General features: G+C 64.0%; 16 protein-coding genes. 13 read left to right on the forward strand and 3 right to left on the reverse strand.

Annotated features, from left to right (window positions below; all coding sequences use genetic code 11):
* Positions 1 to 180 precede the first annotated feature (180 nt).
* Both RFM68_RS30455 and RFM68_RS30460 read right to left on the reverse strand, forming a co-directional pair.
* Positions 181 to 579, reverse strand: coding sequence for a hypothetical protein (locus RFM68_RS30455; RefSeq protein ID WP_320236679.1), 399 nt, complete (start codon positions 577 to 579; stop codon positions 181 to 183).
* Between the two features lie 233 nt (positions 580 to 812).
* Positions 813 to 2,618: an IlvD/Edd family dehydratase gene (locus RFM68_RS30460; RefSeq protein WP_320236680.1), complete on the reverse strand. Its 1,806-nt coding sequence runs from the start codon at positions 2,616 to 2,618 to the stop codon at positions 813 to 815.
* A 149-nt stretch (positions 2,619 to 2,767) separates the two neighbouring features.
* Here RFM68_RS30460 and RFM68_RS30465 point away from each other — a divergent pair, with 149 nt between their 5' ends.
* Positions 2,768 to 3,217, forward strand: a complete 450-nt coding sequence (locus RFM68_RS30465; RefSeq protein ID WP_320236681.1) for an SRPBCC family protein — start codon at positions 2,768 to 2,770, stop codon at positions 3,215 to 3,217.
* A gap of 141 nt (positions 3,218 to 3,358) precedes the next feature.
* Here the strand turns inward: RFM68_RS30465 and RFM68_RS30470 are convergent, their stop codons facing one another.
* Positions 3,359 to 4,531, reverse strand: coding sequence for an Mrp/NBP35 family ATP-binding protein (locus RFM68_RS30470; protein ID WP_320236751.1), 1,173 nt, complete (start codon positions 4,529 to 4,531; stop codon positions 3,359 to 3,361).
* A 208-nt stretch (positions 4,532 to 4,739) separates the two neighbouring features.
* On the opposite strand from RFM68_RS30470, the gene RFM68_RS30475 reads away from it, so the two are divergent.
* The 12 genes from RFM68_RS30475 to RFM68_RS30530 all read left to right on the forward strand — a co-directional run bounded on the left by RFM68_RS30475 (position 4,740) and on the right by RFM68_RS30530 (position 17,179).
* On the forward strand, positions 4,740 to 5,117 hold the full coding sequence (locus tag RFM68_RS30475) for a VOC family protein (RefSeq protein ID WP_320236682.1): 378 nt from the start codon (positions 4,740 to 4,742) through the stop codon (positions 5,115 to 5,117).
* 80 nt (positions 5,118 to 5,197) lie between these two features.
* Complete coding sequence (locus tag RFM68_RS30480; RefSeq protein WP_320236683.1) at positions 5,198 to 6,097, forward strand: LysR family transcriptional regulator; 900 nt, start codon at positions 5,198 to 5,200, stop codon at positions 6,095 to 6,097.
* 191 nt (positions 6,098 to 6,288) lie between these two features.
* Positions 6,289 to 6,768 carry a formate dehydrogenase subunit gamma gene (locus RFM68_RS30485; RefSeq protein ID WP_320236684.1) on the forward strand — a complete coding sequence of 160 codons (480 nt, stop codon included), beginning with the start codon at positions 6,289 to 6,291 and terminating at the stop codon, positions 6,766 to 6,768.
* Positions 6,765 to 8,321, forward strand: coding sequence for a formate dehydrogenase beta subunit (locus RFM68_RS30490; RefSeq protein WP_320236685.1), 1,557 nt, complete (start codon positions 6,765 to 6,767; stop codon positions 8,319 to 8,321). The genes RFM68_RS30485 and RFM68_RS30490 overlap by 4 nt, the downstream gene beginning before the upstream one ends.
* A gap of 10 nt (positions 8,322 to 8,331) precedes the next feature.
* Complete coding sequence (gene fdhF, locus RFM68_RS30495) at positions 8,332 to 11,259, forward strand: formate dehydrogenase subunit alpha (RefSeq protein ID WP_320236686.1); 2,928 nt, start codon at positions 8,332 to 8,334, stop codon at positions 11,257 to 11,259.
* Positions 11,260 to 11,261: 2 nt separating this feature from the next.
* Positions 11,262 to 12,092, forward strand: coding sequence for a formate dehydrogenase accessory sulfurtransferase FdhD (fdhD, locus tag RFM68_RS30500; RefSeq protein ID WP_320236687.1), 831 nt, complete (start codon positions 11,262 to 11,264; stop codon positions 12,090 to 12,092).
* Positions 12,082 to 12,396, forward strand: coding sequence for a formate dehydrogenase subunit delta (locus RFM68_RS30505; RefSeq protein ID WP_320236688.1), 315 nt, complete (start codon positions 12,082 to 12,084; stop codon positions 12,394 to 12,396). Before fdhD ends, RFM68_RS30505 begins: the two co-directional genes overlap by 11 nt.
* A gap of 124 nt (positions 12,397 to 12,520) precedes the next feature.
* The gene (locus RFM68_RS30510) at positions 12,521 to 14,074 is read left to right on the forward strand and encodes an alpha/beta fold hydrolase (protein ID WP_320236689.1); all 1,554 of its coding nucleotides are present in this window, start codon (positions 12,521 to 12,523) and stop codon (positions 14,072 to 14,074) included.
* Positions 14,075 to 14,184: 110 nt separating this feature from the next.
* Entirely contained in the window at positions 14,185 to 14,664 is a 480-nt protein-coding gene (locus RFM68_RS30515; protein WP_320236690.1) for a carboxymuconolactone decarboxylase family protein, read from the forward strand.
* An 84-nt stretch (positions 14,665 to 14,748) separates the two neighbouring features.
* Positions 14,749 to 15,111 (forward strand): nuclear transport factor 2 family protein, encoded by a 363-nt coding sequence (locus RFM68_RS30520; protein WP_320236691.1) that lies wholly within the window; start codon positions 14,749 to 14,751, stop codon positions 15,109 to 15,111.
* Positions 15,112 to 15,142: 31 nt separating this feature from the next.
* Complete coding sequence (locus RFM68_RS30525) at positions 15,143 to 15,457, forward strand: hypothetical protein (protein ID WP_320236692.1); 315 nt, start codon at positions 15,143 to 15,145, stop codon at positions 15,455 to 15,457.
* Positions 15,458 to 15,769: 312 nt separating this feature from the next.
* Positions 15,770 to 17,179, forward strand: a complete 1,410-nt coding sequence (locus RFM68_RS30530) for an FAD-binding oxidoreductase (RefSeq protein WP_320236693.1) — start codon at positions 15,770 to 15,772, stop codon at positions 17,177 to 17,179.
* Positions 17,180 to 17,182 lie beyond the last annotated feature (3 nt).

A 17,182-nucleotide genomic window follows, 5' to 3' on the forward strand; every position in this document is an offset into this window, starting at 1 on the left:
ATAAGTTTATCCACGGACGGTCTCCCTTGTTGAGATCTGCAACGACCTCATTCTGGCACATTGCGATGCCGTCGGGGGCCGTCCACCCCAACACGTACTTAAGTACGCTCCGCTCCGGTTCTCGAAAAACACCCTTTTCGACTCGGCCTGACCTGAATCTCAATGCCTCCTGTTTGGCAGTCAGTCAGCCCTCAACTCATAGCGCTCGACGACCTCGGTGTTGATCAGCTTGGCGTGCAGCGTCATCAGCACGATCCGCGCGTCGAAACTGTCGCCGGCCTCCAGCGCCGCCTCGATGCGGCGCTCGACCTGCAATGTCGGCTCACGGCCATTGGCCTGCTCGAACACCTGCGGCCCGGCGACGCAATAGCCGCAGAGTTGCGCGACGGATGCATAGGCGTCCGCCGCCGGCTCGTCGGGCCAGCGGTCGTTCATCAGATTGACGATGGTGAGTTTTACCCCCTCCGGCACCAGGGCCGGATGCAGATCGGCGTTGCGCAAGGCGTCATCGAGCTGACGCAGATCGCGGGAGCGGCCGAACATGCCGAGGAAGCCAAGCGAAGAACGCCGTTTCGCCACGATAATCTCTCCTTCGCGATGCGGCCGAGGTCGAGCTTATCTGTGGGTTTCGTGGCGCCGAAACAAGGGCACGACAAGGGGCGGTCCGCTTTCCGCGAACCACCCCTTTGATCTGATGCATCTCGCCCAAAAAATGCGCAGCGGTTTTGGGATAACGACATGCATCAAAACAAAGACTTAAAGCGCGTCGCCTGAATCCGTTTCATCGCGACGCGCTTTAGCCGAATCCGACTTCAGTGGTTGTCGCGCGGCACGCCGCTGGTATGGGCGACGTCCTGATATTTGACCGCCGGCTTCAGCACCATGCCGGCCGAGAACTGGTCGACCATGCCGCGCTGGATTTCCTGCCAGGGCGTCTGGTGCTTGGGATAGTGATAGCCGCCATTGCCTTGCAGCGCGGCACGCCGTTTGGCGATCTCCTCGTCGCTGACGAGGATGTTGGCCGTGCCCTTCTTGAGGTCGATGCGGACGCGGTCGCCGGTCTCGAGCAGCGCCAAGCCGCCGCCGATTGCCGCTTCGGGCGAGGCGTTGAGGATCGACGGCGAGCCGGAGGTGCCGGACTGGCGGCCGTCGCCGATGCAGGCCAGCGCATGGATGCCTTTCTTGATGAGATAGGCAGGCGGCTGCATGTTGACCACCTCTGCGCCACCCGGATACCCGACCGGACCGGCGCCGCGCATGAACAGGATGGTGTGCTCGTCGATGCCCTGCGCCGGATCGTCGATGCGGGCGTGATAATCCTCCGGCCCGTCGAAGACGATGGCGTTGCCTTCGAAAGCCTCGGGGTCGTTCGGGTTCGAGAGATAACGCTCGCGGAATTCCGGTGAGATGCCGCTGGTCTTCATGATGGCGGAATCGAACAGATTGCCCTTGAGGTTGATGAAGCCGGCATTGGCCTTGAGCGGCTTGGCGACGCTGCTGATCACCTCAGGGTTTTCGTTGACGGCATTCCTGCAATTGTCGCCCATGCTCTTGCCGTTGGCGGTGATGGCATCGGGATGTGGCAACAGGCCGCCCTTCATCAATTCGGCAACGACCGCAGGCACGCCGCCGGCGTGGTGATAATCCTCGCCGAGATACTCGCCCGTCGGCTGCAGATTGACGAGCAGCGGCACGTTGAGGCCGATCTTCTGCCAGTCGTCATTGTCGAGCGGCACGCCGAGATGGCGGGCAATGGCGTTGAGATGGATCGGCGCGTTGGTCGAGCCGCCGATGGCCGAATTGACGACGATGGCGTTCTCGAAGGCCTGGCGGGTCATGATGTCGGAGGGCTTCAGGTCCTCATGCACCATGTCGACGATGCGCTTGCCCGTCTCGTAGGAAATCTGGCCGCGCTCACGATAGGGCGCGGGAATGGCGGCCGAGCCCGGCAACTCCATGCCGAGCGCCTCGGCCAGCGAATTCATGGTGGTGGCGGTGCCCATGGTGTTGCAGTAGCCGGTCGATGGCGCCGAGGAGGCGACGATGTCCATGAACTCGTCATAGCCGATCTCGCCGGCCGACAGGCGCTGGCGCGATTCCCAGACGATGGTGCCGGAGCCGGTGCGCTTGCCCTTGTGCCAGCCGTTGAGCATCGGACCGACCGACAGCGCGATCGCCGGAATGTTGACGGTGGCCGCCGCCATCAGCAGCGCCGGCGTGGTCTTGTCGCAACCGATGGTGAGCACGACGCCGTCGAGCGGATAGCCGTAGAGCACCTCGACCAGACTGAGATAGGCGAGGTTGCGGTCAAGCGCAGCGGTCGGGCGCTTGCCGGTCTCCTGGATCGGATGGCACGGGAACTCGAACGGAATGCCGCCCATCGAGACGATGCCTTCGCGCACGCGCTTGGCAAGCTCGATATGGTGCCGATTGCAGGGCGAAAGATCGGAGCCCGTCTGCGCGATGCCGATCAGCGGCTTGCCCGACATCAACTCGGCGCGGGTCAGGCCGTAGTTCAGATAACGCTCGAGATAGAGCGCCGTCATGCCCGGATTGTCGGGATTGTCGAACCACTCCTGCGAGCGAAATTTCTTCTTCCTGGTGGGGGCGCCGGCCATGGTGGTCTCCGTATTTGTATGACAAATCGATATGACAATGCGTTCGTGCAGGCAAGAGGCAGGCGCGCCGTGACCCGGACTTTGGTGCGATAGACTTGTTCCGGGCCGCGCGCTACGACCAATCGGCATCAGCAATCCGGGAGGTCTTGATGGCTTTGGTGATCGAAGGCGAGGAACACATTGCCGCACCCGTCGGGAAAGTGTGGGAAGCCCTCAACGACCCGGACATCCTGAAGAAAGCCATTCCCGGCTGCCAGAGCCTGGAGAAGAAGTCGGATACCGAGATGGCGGCGACCGTGGTGCTGAAGATCGGGCCGATCAAGGCGACCTTCAACGGCGAAGTCACGCTGAAGAATCTCAAGCCGCCGCATTCCTACACCATCCAGGGCGAAGGCAAGGGCGGCATTGCCGGCTTCGCCAAGGGCGGCGCCGAGGTGACGCTTACCGCCGACGGGCCGGACGCTACGGTGCTCAAATACGCCGCCAAGGCCGAAGTCGGAGGTAAGATCGCGCAGCTCGGCAGCCGGCTGATCGAATCGACGTCGAAGAAGCTTGCGGGGCAGTTCTTCTCGACGTTTGGCGAGAAGGTCGGCGCCTAGAGCATTTCACCGTTTCACAGAAACGGCGAACCGCTCTATCTCTTTGTTTTGACGCAATTCCGGTCGGAAGGCTACGGCGGAGTCGCCGAGCCTAAACCGCTCACACTTTTCCTGGAATTGCTCCAGCGCGGCTGCCGCGAATTACTCGAACACGATGCTCGGCACGGCGGCTTCGGCCGCGCCGCGTTCTTCCTGGACCCGGTCCCAGACCTTGCTTGCGATGTCGCGATAGATCCTAGCCTCGGCGCCCTCCGGCTTGGAGGCGACGACCGGCGTGCCGGCGTCCGAGCTTTCGCGGATGCCCATTTCCAGCGGCACCTCGCCGAGGAAAGTGACGCCAAGGCGTTCGGCCTCGCGGCGCGCGCCGCCATGGCCGAAGATGTCATAGCGCTTGCCGGTGTCGGGCGCGAGGAAGTAGCTCATATTCTCGACGATGCCGAGCAGCGGCACGTCGACCTTCTTGAACATGTTGAGGCCCTTGCGGGCGTCGATCAGCGCCAGGTCCTGCGGCGTCGAGACGATGACGGCGCCGGCGAGCGGCACCTGCTGGGCCATGGTGAGCTGGGCGTCGCCGGTGCCGGGCGGCATGTCGACCACCAGCACGTCGAGCGCACCCCATTCGACCTCGCGCAGCATCTGGGTCAAAGCCGACATCACCATCGGGCCGCGCCAGATCATCGGCGTCTCTTCGTCGACGAGGAAGCCCATCGACATCACCTTGAGGCCGTAGTTCTGCATCGGCTTGAGGATCTTGCCATCGACGGTCTGCGGCCGGCCATGGATGTTGAGCAGCCGCGGCATCGACGGGCCATAGATATCGGCATCGAGCACGCCGACCTTCAAGCGGTTGGCGGCAAGGCCGAGCGCGAGGTTGACCGCGGTGGTCGATTTGCCGACGCCGCCCTTGCCGGAAGCAACCGCGATAATGGCATCGATACCGGGCACGCCGCGCTTGCCGTGGCTCTGCGACGCCGGCGCATGCGGCGCGGGACGCTGCGGCGCCGGGGTGGCGGGCCTCGGTACTGCCGGACGCGGCGGAACCGGCGCTTCCATGCCGCCGCCCTTCTTCTCGGCCGTCAGCGCGACCATGGCGCTCGCGACGCCGGGAATGGCTTTGACCACGCGCTCAGCGGCGGCGCGCAGCGGCTCCATCTCCTGCGCACGAGCGGCGGGCACGGTGATCGAAAAGAACACCTTGGAATCGGCGATGAAGATATCGGAGACCATGCCGAGATCGACGATGTTGCCGGTGAAGTCCGGCCCGTTCACCGTCTTCAGGCGTTCGATGACGGATTCCTTGGTAACGGTCATGATCTTTCCTCGGCGTTTGGCATTCCAGATAGTGCAGTTTCCCGGCAGAACCAAGCCGTGGCGCAACGGCTCGCCCGGCGTGCCCCGGAAAGCGGCGGATGGTGTCGGATTTGCCCGATTAGCGTTCGAGCGCGGTCATGGCCAAACGGGCGGCTCGCGCTATTTCCGTTGCCATCAAACGTCATCACGACAACCGAGGAAGGAGACGGTCATGCTCGAAAACAGCAATGCGACAGCCAATCTCGCGGTGAAAGACCTGGAGAAGGCAAAGGCGTTCTATGAGAAAACACTCGGCCTCAAGCAAGTGGACGATATGGGCGGCGAACTGGTCGTCTACAAAAGCGGCGACACGGTCATCAACGTCTATCATTCGCAATTCGCCGGCACCAACAAGGCGACAGCGGTGACGTGGACGGTCGGCGATCAGATCGAGCCGATCGTCAAGTCGCTGAGGTCGAAGGGCGTAACCTTCGAGCATTATGATATGCCCGGCCTGAAGCTCGAGGGCGACATCCATGTCGGTGACGGCATGAAAGTCGCCTGGTTCAGGGATCCCGACGGCAACATTCTGAACCTGGTGGACAAGTAGCCTCGATTTCCGCCGTTCGCGATTGATATCCGTTGTCGGCCCATCTGGCGCAGGCCTGCCGCGCCCGATAGTTTGCGCCGATGATCGACAAGCTGGAATTCTTCATCGCTCTGGCCAGGGAAGAGCATTTCGGCCGGGCGGCGGAAGTATGCGGCGTCACCCAGCCGACGCTGTCGGCCGGCATCAAGCAGCTCGAAGGGCAGCTCGGCGTCATGCTGGTGCTGCGCGGCTCGCGCTTCCAGGGCCTGACGCCGGAAGGCAAGCAGGTGCTGGGCTGGGCGCGCCGCATCGTCGGCGACTCAAGGACGATGCGCGAGGAGATGCGGGCGGCGCGCCACGGCCTTGCCGGCCGCATTCGCATCGCCGCCGTCCCAACGGCGCTGGCCATGGTGGCGCGGCTGACGACGCCATTCCGCGAAAAGCATCCTGGCGTCACCTTCTCGGTGCTGTCGCGCACCTCGATCGAGGTGCTGACACTGCTCGGCAATTTCGATGTCGATGCCGGCATCACCTATCTCGACAACGAGCCGCTCGGACGGGTGACCAGCGTGCCGCTCTATGACGAGCGCTACCAGCTCATAACGGCGGTCGGGAACCCCTATTCCGACCGCGACAAAGTGTCGTGGGCCGAGATCAGCCAACTGCCGCTCTGCCTGCTGACGCCGGACATGCAGAACCGCCGCATCATCGACCAGCATCTGGCGGAAGCCGGCGTGCAGGTGCGCCCGACGCTGGAATCCAACTCTATGATCGTCCTGTTCTCGCATATCCGGACCGGCAAATGGTCGTCGATCATGCCGCTCAACCTTGCGGAAACGTTCGGCTTTTCCGAGCCGATCCGGGCGATCCCGATCGTCGAACCGGATGCCAGCCATACTGTCGGGCTGGTGGCGGCGCCGCGCGAGCCGCATACGCCTTTGGTGCAGGCGCTGCTGGACGAGGCGATGGCGCTGGCGGACGATTTCCGCGCCCATCGCTAGGCTAGACACTGCGAGTTGCCGAGTTTCGATAGAAATTTTCTATCAAGCAACGGAAGCGCTTTATTGATTTCGGAGGTTTCCTCTGATTTCGTAAGGACTTAGCGATATTGCGTCCATGCATGTCGTTGCCCCAAAATCGCTACAGAAGTGGGCGACGTATGAGTGGATGCCACGACCAGGGAGGGCGCTGCGTGACCATGCAGGCCGCAAGTACCGAGATCATGTCGCGCACGGCGGCGATCATTGACGAGATGAAGGGCCTCGAAGGCCCGCTGCTGCCGATCCTGCACAGCATACAGGAAGAGTTCGGGCACGTTCCGAAGGACGCGCTGCCGGTGCTCGCCGATGGGCTGAACCTCTCCCGGGCCGAGGTGCACGGCGTCGTCAGCTTTTATCACGATTTCCGCGCCCATCCGGCCGGCCGGCATGTGCTGAAGCTCTGCCAGGCGGAAGCCTGCCAATCGATGGGATCGGAGGCCGTCGCGGCCAAGGTCAAGCAGTTGCTCGGCATCGATTTCCACGAGACCACGCGCGACGGATCGGTTACACTGGAGCCGGTCTACTGCCTCGGGCTTTGCGCCTGCTCGCCGTCGGCGATGCTTGACGGCGAAGTGATCGGCCGGCTCGATGACGAAAAGATCGAAGAGATCGTCGCGGAGGTACGTTCATGATCCCGCGCATCTACATTCCGGCAGATTCCGGCGCGTTGGCGCTCGGCGCCGAGAAGGTCGCCAAGGCGATCGAGGCGGAACTCAAGGAGCGCGGCGTCGAAGCCAAGATCGTGCGCAACGGCTCGCGCGGCGCCTATTTCCTGGAACCGATGGTCGAGGTGGCGACGGCCGAGGGCCGCATCGCCTACGGGCCGGTCAAGCCGTCCGACGTCAAGAGCCTGTTCGACAGCGGCTTCCTCAAGGGCGGCCATCACAAGCGCTGGCTGGGTTCCCCGGACAAGATTCCTTTCTTCGCCAAGCAGACGCGGCTGACCTTCGCGCGCTGCGGCATCAATGATCCGCTTTCGCTCGATGCCTACAAGTCGCATGGCGGTTTGCGCGGCCTGCAGAACGCGGTCGCGATGGCGCCAGCCGACATCGTCAAGCAGGTGACCGAGTCCGGCCTGCGGGGGCGCGGCGGCGCCGGCTTCCCGACCGGTATCAAGTGGAAGACGGTGCTGGATACGACTTCCGAACAGAAATACATCGTCTGCAACGCCGACGAGGGCGACAGCGCCACTTTCGCCGACCGCATGATCATGGAAGGCGACCCCTTCGTGCTGATCGAAGGCATGGCGATCGCCGGCATCGCCACCGGCGCGACCAAGGGTTTCGTCTATATCCGCTCGGAATATCCGCATGCGGTGGCGACGATGAACAAGGCGGTCGCGATCGCCCGCAAGGCCGGCGTGCTCGGCGTCAATGTGCTGGGCTCGCCCAACGCCTTCGACATGGAAATCCGTGTCGGCGCCGGCGCCTATGTCTGCGGCGAGGAAACCTCGCTTCTGAACAGCCTTGAGGGCAAGCGCGGCGTGGTGCGCGCCAAGCCGCCGCTGCCGGCGATCCAAGGCCTGTTCGGCAAGCCGACGGTGATCAACAACGTCATCTCGCTGGCCTCGGTGCCGATCATCATGGACAAGGGCGCCGCCTTCTACAAGGATTTCGGCATGGGCCGCTCGCGCGGCACGATCCCGATCCAGATCGCCGGCAACGTCCGGAATGGCGGCCTGTTCGAGACGGCCTTCGGCCTGACTCTCGGCGAGATCGTCGACGACATCGGCGGCGGCACATCGACGGGACGTCCGGTCAAGGCGGTGCAGGTCGGCGGGCCGCTCGGCGCCTATTTCCCGCGCGCGCTGTTCGACACGCCCTTCGACTACGAGGAATTCGCCAAGCGCGACGGACTGATCGGCCATGCCGGCATCACCGTGTTCGACGACACCGCCGACATGCTGAAGCAGGCGCGCTTCGCCATGGAGTTCTGCGCCATCGAAAGCTGCGGCAAGTGCACGCCGTGCCGCATCGGCTCGACGCGCGGCGTGGAGGTTCTCGACAAGGTCGCCGCGGGCATAGAGGCGGAGAAGAACCTCGCTCTGGTCACCGACCTCTGCAACACGATGAAGTTCGGCTCGCTCTGCGCGCTGGGCGGCTTCACGCCCTATCCGGTAATGAGCTCGATCACGCATTTCCCCGAGGATTTCAAGCCCGCGCCGGCGCGCGTGGCGGCTGAATAGGAGCTGGCAGATGAACATCAAGGCCGACTTCCCGACACTGATCGAAGAGATCGACTACGGCACGCCTGAGTCGAGAGCGGAGAAGCAGATCACGCTGACCGTCGACGGGCAAAGCATCACCGTGCCGGAAGGCACCTCGATCATGCGCGCGGCGATGGAAGGCGGGGTCGAGATCCCGAAACTCTGCGCCACCGACATGCTGGACTCCTTCGGCTCCTGCCGCGTCTGCCTGGTCGAGATCGAAGGGCGGGGCGGCACGCCCGCCTCCTGCACGACGCCGGTCGGCGAAGGCATGGTGGTGCGCACGCAGTCGGACCGGCTCGATGCCATCCGCCGCGGCGTGATGGAGCTCTATGTCTCCGACCATCCGACCGGCTGGAACGAGAAGGCCGGAACCGGCGCCAGCGAGTTCGACGTTGTGGCGAAGTCGGTCGGCCTGAGCGAGAACCGCTATGGCATTGCAGGCCGCAACCACGTCAAGGAAGTGAACGGCATCGCGCCCGGCCATGGCTCTTTGGCCGTCGACTACATCGCCCGGGACGAATCCAACCCCTACTTCACCTATGATGCGGCGCAGTGCATCGTCTGCTCGCGCTGCGTGCGCGCCTGCGAAGAGGTGCAGGGCACCTTCGCACTGACCATCGAGGGCCGCGGCTTCGAATCCCGTATGGTCGCCGGCATGCACGAGGATTTCATCGCTTCCGAATGCGTGTCCTGCGGCGCCTGCGTGCAGGCCTGCCCGACCGACGCGCTGCGCGAAAAGTCGGTGCTCGAAAAGGGCATGCCGGAGCGCTCGGCCGTCACCACCTGCGCCTATTGCGGCGTCGGCTGCTCGTTCAAGGCCGAGGTGAAGGATGACGAAGTCATCCGCATGATGCCCTACAAGGACGGCATGGCGAACCACGGCCATTCCTGCGTCAAAGGCCGTTTCGCTTATGGCTATGCCACGCACAAGGACCGCATCCTGTCGCCGATGGTCCGCGAGAAGATCACCGATCCGTGGCGCGAAGTGAGCTGGGAAGAGGCGATCGCCCATACGGCGAAGGAATTCCGGCGCATCCAGTATCAGTACGGACGCACGGCGATCGGCGGCATCACCTCATCGCGCTGCACGAACGAGGAGACCTATCTGGTCCAGAAGCTGGTGCGGCAGGGCTTCCGCAACAACAATGTCGACACCTGCGCCCGCGTCTGCCATTCGCCGACCGGCTACGGGCTCGGCCAGACCTACGGCACCTCGGCCGGCACGCAGGATTTCGACTCGGTCGAGTTCACCGATGTCGCCGTCATCATCGGCGCCAATCCCGCTTCGGCGCACCCGGTGTTCGCCTCGCGGCTGAAGAAGCGGCTGCGTGGCTCGCCAGGGAAGGAGGGCGCCAAGCTGATCGTGCTCGATCCGCGCCGTACCGAAATGGTCAAGTCGGCGCATATCGAGGCGGACTACCACCTGCCGCTGAAGCCCGGCACCAATGTGGCGGTGCTGACGGCGTTGGCGCATGTCATCGTCACCGAGGGCCTCTACAACGAAGCCTTCATCCGCGAGCGCTGCGACTGGGCCGAATTCCAGGACTGGGCGTCCTTCGTCGCCCTGCCGGAGAACAGCCCCGAAGTTGTCGGCGAACTGTCCGGCGTCGACCCCGAATTGATCCGGGGCGCCGCCCGTCTCTATGCCAAGGGCGGCAATGGCGCGATCTATTACGGTCTCGGCGTTACCGAACACAGCCAGGGCTCGACCACGGTGATCGCGATCGCCAATCTCGCCATGGCCACCGGCAATATCGGCCGCCCGGGCGTCGGCGTAAATCCGCTGCGCGGCCAGAACAATGTGCAGGGCTCCTGCGACATGGGCTCCTTCCCGCATGAGTTGCCGGGCTACCGCCACATCTCGGGCGAAGCAGTGCGTGACATCTATGAAAGCCTGTGGGGCGTGAAGCTGGACGACGAACCCGGCCTGCGCATCCCCAACATGCTGGATGCCGCCGTCGATGGTTCGTTCAAGGGCATCTACATCCAGGGCGAGGACATCCTGCAGTCCGATCCGGATACCAAGCATGTCGCCGGCGGTCTTGCCGCGATGGAATGCGTGGTCGTGCACGACCTCTTCCTCAACGAGACTGCGAACTACGCGCATGTCTTCCTGCCGGGCTCGACCTTCCTCGAGAAGGACGGCACCTTCACCAATGCCGAGCGCCGCATCAACATGGTGCGCAAGGTTCTGGAGCCGAAGGCGCGCTATGCCGACTGGGAAGCGACGCAGGAGCTTGCCCGCGCCATCGGGCTCGACTGGAACTATACGCATCCCGCCGAGATTATGGACGAGATCGCCAAGACGACGCCGAGCTTCGCAGGTGTCTCCTTCGATCTGATCGACCGTGTCGGTTCAGTGCAGTGGCCCTGCAACGAGAAGGCGCCGCTCGGCACGCCGATCATGCATGTCGACGGCTTCGTGCGCGGCAAGGGCAAGTTCATCCGCACCGAATATGTGGCAACGGACGAAAGGACCGGGCCGCGCTTCCCGCTGCTGCTCACCACCGGCCGAATTCTGTCGCAGTACAATGTCGGCGCACAGACCCGGCGCACCGAAAACTCGATCTGGCATGCCGAGGACCGGCTGGAGATCCATCCGCATGACGCCGAGGTCCGCGGCGTCCGCGACGGCGACTGGGTGCGGCTGGCGAGCCGTTCAGGCGAGACGACGCTGCGCGCGCTGATCACCGACCGCGTCTCGCCGGGCGTCGTCTATACGACCTTCCATCACCCGGACACGCAGGCCAACGTGATCACCACCGACTTCTCGGACTGGGCGACGAACTGTCCGGAATACAAGGTCACCGCCGTGCAGGTGGCGCCGTCCAACGGCCCGACCGATTGGCAGAAGGACTATAACGAACAGGCGCAGCAGAGCCGTCGTATCGCTCCGCTGGCGGCGGCGGAGTAGTCTTGGCCGCGCGCCGCAAAGCGACAACGCAAATCTCGCGGCTGGCGTATCGCGCCGGCGGCACCGCCGCCGCGAGCCGCATGGTGCCGGAAGAGACGCCGGTGGCGTTCTCCTATGCCGGCACCACGCATGCGGTGATGATGGCGAGCCCGGCCGACTTCGAGGATTTCGCGCTCGGCTTCTCGCTCACAGAGGGCATCATCGCTGACCCAAATGAGATCGAGGCGATCGAGGTCGAGGATCTCGGCGCCGGCATCGACATCCAGATCCGGTTGAAGGACAAAGCCAACACGCGCTTCCAGGCGCGGCGGCGCAGGCTGGCGGGGCCGGTTGGCTGCGGCTTATGCGGCATCGAATCCATCGAGGAGGCGATGCGTTCGGTCGACGCGGTTGGTGCGTCACGGCTTACACTTCAGCCGGAGGATATCGCAAGCGCCGTCCGTCTGCTGTCGAAGGTGCAGAAGCTGCATGCCGAGACAGGCGCGGTGCACGCGGCCGGCTTCTACGTTCCCGGCAAGGGCATCGTCATGGCGCGTGAGGATGTCGGTCGTCACAATGCGCTGGACAAGCTCGCCGGCGCGCTGGCCAAGGCAGGCATCGACGGTGCGACAGGCGCGGTCGTGGTCACCTCGCGCGTGTCGGTGGAGATGGTGCAGAAGACCGCCGCCATCGGCGCCGCGATCATCATGGCGGTTTCGGCGCCGACCGCGCTTGCCATCCGCACGGCGGATGCCGCCGGCATGACGCTGGTGGCGCTGGTGCGCGGCGATGATTTCGACATTTTCACCCACCCCGAACGGGTGGCTTCCGGAGTTGCCAAGCATGTCGCATGACGAAGATCACATCACCAGCACCAGGGAGAAGCTGGTGCGCATGGCCAACCAGATCGCGACCTTCTTCCATTCGAAGCCGCGCGAGGAAGGCATTGCCGGCGTTGCCGAGCATATCAACAAGTTCTGGGAGCCCAGGATGCGGCGCCAGTTCTTCGAAATGCTGGACGCCGGCACCGAGAATTTCGACGAGCTTGTGATCGCGGCTTCGGCCAGGATCAAACGGCCGCGGACGCCGGAGCAGGCCGACACGAGCATCGGCTACGCCAGGCCCGTGCAGGCCGAGAACGCCGCTCCGCAGAAGTAGCCCGGCAGGCGGTTTTCGGCCGCCAAAGGTCTTATATTTCCGATCTCTAAAGTTTGGCTGCCGAAAACGGCCTGCCTCTGCTATGGTCGGCGACAGGAAGTCGTCTGGCCGGCGGGGTATTTGCGTGAGGCCGATCGAGACCAGATATGCTCGTAGCGGTGACGTGCGGATCGCCTATCAGGTGGTCGGCCAAGGTGCGTTCGATCTGGTCTTCGTGCCTGGCTTCATCTCCAATCTCGACCTGCATTGGGAAGACGAAGGCTATAGCCGCCTGTTGAAGCGGCTCTCCGCCTTCTCGCGGCTCATCCTGTTCGACAAACGCGGCACCGGGCTTTCCGACCGCGTCGACAACCATCACCTGCCCAGTCTCGAAACCCGCATGGACGACGTGCGCGCGGTGATGGACGCCGCCGGCAGTGGCCGGGCGGCAGTCCTCGGCGCCTCGGAAGGCGCGCCGATGGCGATACTGTTCGCCGCGACCTATCCGGAGCGGACGCGGGCGCTGGCGCTCTATGGCGGCTATGCGCATTTCCACAAATGGGTGATGCCGCCGGAGCGGCTGGAAGCCTTCATCGAGGCGGCGGAGACATGCTGGGGCACCGGCGCCACCTTGCCCAATTTTGCACCCGGCCGGGTGGACGACCCGCATTTTGCGCAATGGTGGGCACGTTTCGAACGGCTGTCGGCCAGCCCGACGGCCGCGGCGGCACTTGCCCGCATGAATGCGGGTATCGATGTGCGCGACATTCTCGGGACGATCAGCGCCCCTACACTTCTGATCCATCGCCGCAACGACACTCGCGTCGACCCCGATGCCAGCCGTTTCCTGGCACGGAAAATCCCGAATGCCCGGCTGGTCGAGGTAGCCGGGCGAGATCATCCCATCTGGACCGGCGATGTCGACCGCGTTGCCGATCTGATCGAGGAATTCCTGACCGGCGAGCGCGCCGTGGCCGAAACTGAACGGGCGCTCGCCGCGCTGCTGGCGACGCGCATCTATGATACGGCCAAGCTCGGCGACCGCATGTGGAGCGAGCGCAGCCAGCGTTTCCAGGAGACCTGGCGGCTGCTGGTCGGACGGCATGGCGGGCGCGCGGCGGGCACGCATGGCGAGGTGATGATGTCACGTTTCGACGGCCCGGCGCGCGCCATACGCTGCGCCGCGGCGCTGCGCGAGGCGGCTCAGGAAATCGGCGTGGCAAGCGCGCAAGGGGCACATGTCGGCGAAATCGAATTGCGCGGTCCGCCGGCGGGGCTGACGGCGCGCGTGACCATGCAGCTGGCCAATCATGCCGGCCGTGCCGACATCCTGGCCTCGCGGCTGGTTGCCGACCTGGCGGCGGGCTCGGGCCTGCACTTCACCGACGCCGGCCGCGTCAGCCTGGACGAACTGGACGAGCCGCTGCCGATCGTGCAGGCGACGTCGGAGCAGCATCTGGAACCGGCCTGCCGGCCCAAAGCAAAGCCTGCCGAGCCGGCTGTGCTGACGGCACGGGAGAGTGAGGTGGTGAACCTGATTGCCGACGGCAAGAGCAATGCCGCGATCGCCGCCGAGCTCAGCCTCAGCGAGCATACGGTCAAGCGGCACGTCGCCAACATATTGCTGAAACTCGACCTGCCGTCGCGGGCTGCTGCCGCGGCATTTTCGGCCAGGCACTCTGGCCCGGACGGGCCATGAGAGCCATGGCGCTTTCGGGCGAAGCGGCGGCGGCGTCATAAGCAGTAAGAATTCTCTCCATGCAGGCCAAGGCGGTGACGCCGAGGAAGGCGCTGCGAACGGAGGATGAAATGCTGAAATCAAACCGGACTATCAAGTCGCTTGTGATCGCGGCAGGCGTTGGCGTGCTGCTCGCGATCAATCCCGCGAAAGCCGAGGACGCATCGGCGAAGGCTGCCTACAAGGACATACAGGCAACGCTTGGCTCGGTGCCGGACATGTTCAGGACGCTGCCGGACGTCGCGGTTGCCGGCGCCTGGGCCGAAATCAAAGGCGTGCAGCTCAATCCGAACACCGCCCTCAACGGCAAGACCAAGGAGTTGATGGGACTGGCGGTCGCCTCGCAGATTCCCTGCCAGTACTGCATCTATTTCCACACCGAGGCGGCCAAGCTCAACGGCGCCAGCGACGAGGAGATCAAGGAGGCGATCGCGATGGCGGCGATCGTGCGCCACTGGTCCACCATGCTCAACGGCAGCCAGGTCGATCTGGCGACCTTCAAGAAGCAGACCGACGACGTGTTCGCGGCCGTCAAGGCCAAGTCGCAGTGAACGAAATTCCTGCCCGACGATGAACGCCGGGCAGCCCTTCACTCGTTAACCGCCCGATCCAAAGACGGGCACATGGAGGATGACATGCTGACCAAGACACAAGCCGTAGACGGCACCGCGATCAAGAAGGCGATCGAGGGCCGCGACGGCAAGCTGCTGTCGAGCTTCTACAACGACGATGCGTTGGTGCGGGTGATCGACCGCAACAATCCGCCGAGCAAGCCGCGCGAGATCCGCGGCCGCGCGGCGATCAGCATCTTCTGGGACGATATCTGCAGCCGGGCGATGACCCACAAGGTCGACGCCACGATCGCCGAGGGCGACAATTTGGCCTTCACCCAGGCCTGCGCGTATCCGGACGGCACGAAAGTGTACTGCGCGGCAATTCTGGAGCTGAAGAACGGCCGCATCACGCGGCAAACAGTCGTTCAGGCTTGGGACGAATAGCCGGCTAACGTAACCTTTGGGAGGAAATGTCATGTTCAGCGCCAGATGGCAGATCGACGCCAAGTTCGGACACAAGCAGACCGTGCTCGATCTATTGAAGAAATGGGAACGCGAGATCGGCTCGCAAGTCGGCATTGCCGATCTGCAGTTCCAGATCATGACCGGCTCGATCGGCGCACGCGAGGCGACGGTGGAGTCACATCACCAGGTCGAGAGCCTGGCCCAGTTGGAGACGTTCTTCGCCAAGATCGGCAAGATCGATGCGCACGCCAAATGGGGCAAGGAGATCGAGCCCTATGTCGTGTCGGGCACCAGCCTCTGGCAGATATTCCGTATCGTCGAATAGTTCGATTGTGAAATAGCCGCGGCCTGCCGCTGGGCGGCGTGGCGGGTGGCCGCAGCCGCGGCCGCCTTCATCATGCCTTCGGCCCCAAGGGCGAGGGTCATGCATCCCGCACGGCCGCGGCAGCTTCCGGCCATGGCTCTCCCGGGCCATGTCCCACTGGCCCTTTCGGGCGAAGCAGCCGAGACCGGTTTGGTGCAATGTGCTTTTCCTCTGCACCATCCAACGCACCGTCCGATAGGGCGGCATAAAACGAAGCAACAAATGCGTGGCGTCCGCGCCGCATGGCGCTGGCGCAATCAAGGGAGAAAACCGATGACCGACGAAACCCATGCAAAACTGCGTGAAGGCTTGCGCGGGGAGCTGATCCTGCGTGACGAAAACGGATATGACGAGGCCCGCAAGATCTACAACGGCATGATCGACAAGCGCCCGCTGCTGATTGCGCGCTGCGCCGATGTCGCCGACGTGATCACCGCTGTAAAATATGCGCGCGACAACGATCTCCTGATCGCCGTGCGCGGTGGAGGGCATAACGGCGCCGGGTTGGGGATTTGCGACAACGGCCTCGTCATCGACCTGTCGGCGATGAAGGGGATCCATGTCGACCCGAAAACGCGCACCGTGAGGGTCGCGCCCGGCTGCACCTCGGGTGACGTGGACCACGCCACCCATCCCTTCGCGCTCGCCGTTCCGTTCGGCATCGTTTCGACCACCGGCGTCGCCGGCCTCACCCTTGGTGGAGGGACGGGCTATCTCACGCGCAGATACGGTCTTACCATCGACAATCTACTCGAGGCCGATCTGGTGCTGGCCGATGGCAGCGTGGTGAGGGCCGGCAAAAGCGAGAATCCCGACCTGTTCTGGGCGCTGCGGGGCGGCGGCGGCAATTTCGGCGTCGTGACAAGCTTCCTGTTCCAGGCCCATCCCGTGAACATGATCTTCGGCGGCCCGGTATTCTGGGAGGCCAAGGATGCTCAGGCCGTCATGCAGGTTTATCGCGACTACCTGCCGGAGGCGCCGGAAGATCTCGGTGCCTTTGTCGGCCTGAAGTCCGTACCCTCGACCGATCCCTTCCCGCGCGAATATTGGGGCAAGCGCGCCTGCGCCATCATCTCCTGCTACAACGGCACGGAGGAAGACGGGCGCAAGGCCATGGCGCCGCTGCTGGACAACTTGCCGCCGCCGATCTTCAACTGGATGGGCGTAATGCCATACCCGGCGTTGCAGGCGCTGTTCGACCCGCTGCTTCCGAAGGGCCTGCAATGGTATTGGAAGGGCGATTTCGTCAAGTCGCTTCCGGACGAAGCCATCGCGACCCATATCGCGCAGGCCGCGCAGGCGCCCAGCGAATTGTCTCTCATGCATCTTTACCCGATCGACGGCGCGGTGCGCCGCGTCGGCAAGGACGAGACTGCCTGGAACGCGCGCGACGCAAGCTGGTCGATGGTCATCGCCGCCATCGATCCCGATCCGGCTAAGGCCGCCGACCTCACCGCGTGGGCGAAGACCTACTGGGCGAGCATCCATCCCCACAACGGCGAGGGCGGCTACGTGAATTTCATGATGGACGACGAAGGCGAAGCGCGCGTGCGGGCGAGCTATGGCGCGAATTACGAGCGGCTGAGCCAGGTGAAGCGGACCTATGACCCATTCAACCTCTTCCGGGTCAACCAGAACATCAAGCCCGCGATATCGGCGGAGCAGGGCAGGACAGCCGCATAGCTG

This window comes from Mesorhizobium montanum, from assembly GCF_033977145.1.
Taxonomy (GTDB): domain Bacteria; phylum Pseudomonadota; class Alphaproteobacteria; order Rhizobiales; family Rhizobiaceae; genus Mesorhizobium; species Mesorhizobium montanum.

Bases quoted from the DNA above. Each gene is read 5' to 3' on its own strand.
- RFM68_RS30520 (WP_320236691.1), top strand. From the start codon at position 14,749: ATGCTGACCAAGACACAAGCCGTAGACGGCACCGCGATCAAGAAGGCG.
- fdhF (WP_320236686.1), top strand. From the start codon at position 8,332: ATGAACATCAAGGCCGACTTCCCGACACTGATCGAAGAGATCGACTAC.
- RFM68_RS30480 (WP_320236683.1), top strand. From the start codon at position 5,198: ATGATCGACAAGCTGGAATTCTTCATCGCTCTGGCCAGGGAAGAGCAT.
- RFM68_RS30515 (WP_320236690.1), top strand. From the start codon at position 14,185: ATGCTGAAATCAAACCGGACTATCAAGTCGCTTGTGATCGCGGCAGGC.
- RFM68_RS30475 (WP_320236682.1), top strand. From the start codon at position 4,740: ATGCTCGAAAACAGCAATGCGACAGCCAATCTCGCGGTGAAAGACCTG.
- RFM68_RS30530 (WP_320236693.1), top strand. From the start codon at position 15,770: ATGACCGACGAAACCCATGCAAAACTGCGTGAAGGCTTGCGCGGGGAG.
- RFM68_RS30525 (WP_320236692.1), top strand. From the start codon at position 15,143: ATGTTCAGCGCCAGATGGCAGATCGACGCCAAGTTCGGACACAAGCAG.
- RFM68_RS30490 (WP_320236685.1), top strand. From the start codon at position 6,765: ATGATCCCGCGCATCTACATTCCGGCAGATTCCGGCGCGTTGGCGCTC.
- RFM68_RS30465 (WP_320236681.1), top strand. From the start codon at position 2,768: ATGGCTTTGGTGATCGAAGGCGAGGAACACATTGCCGCACCCGTCGGG.
- RFM68_RS30505 (WP_320236688.1), top strand. From the start codon at position 12,082: ATGTCGCATGACGAAGATCACATCACCAGCACCAGGGAGAAGCTGGTG.
- RFM68_RS30460 (WP_320236680.1), bottom strand. From the start codon at position 2,618: ATGGCCGGCGCCCCCACCAGGAAGAAGAAATTTCGCTCGCAGGAGTGG.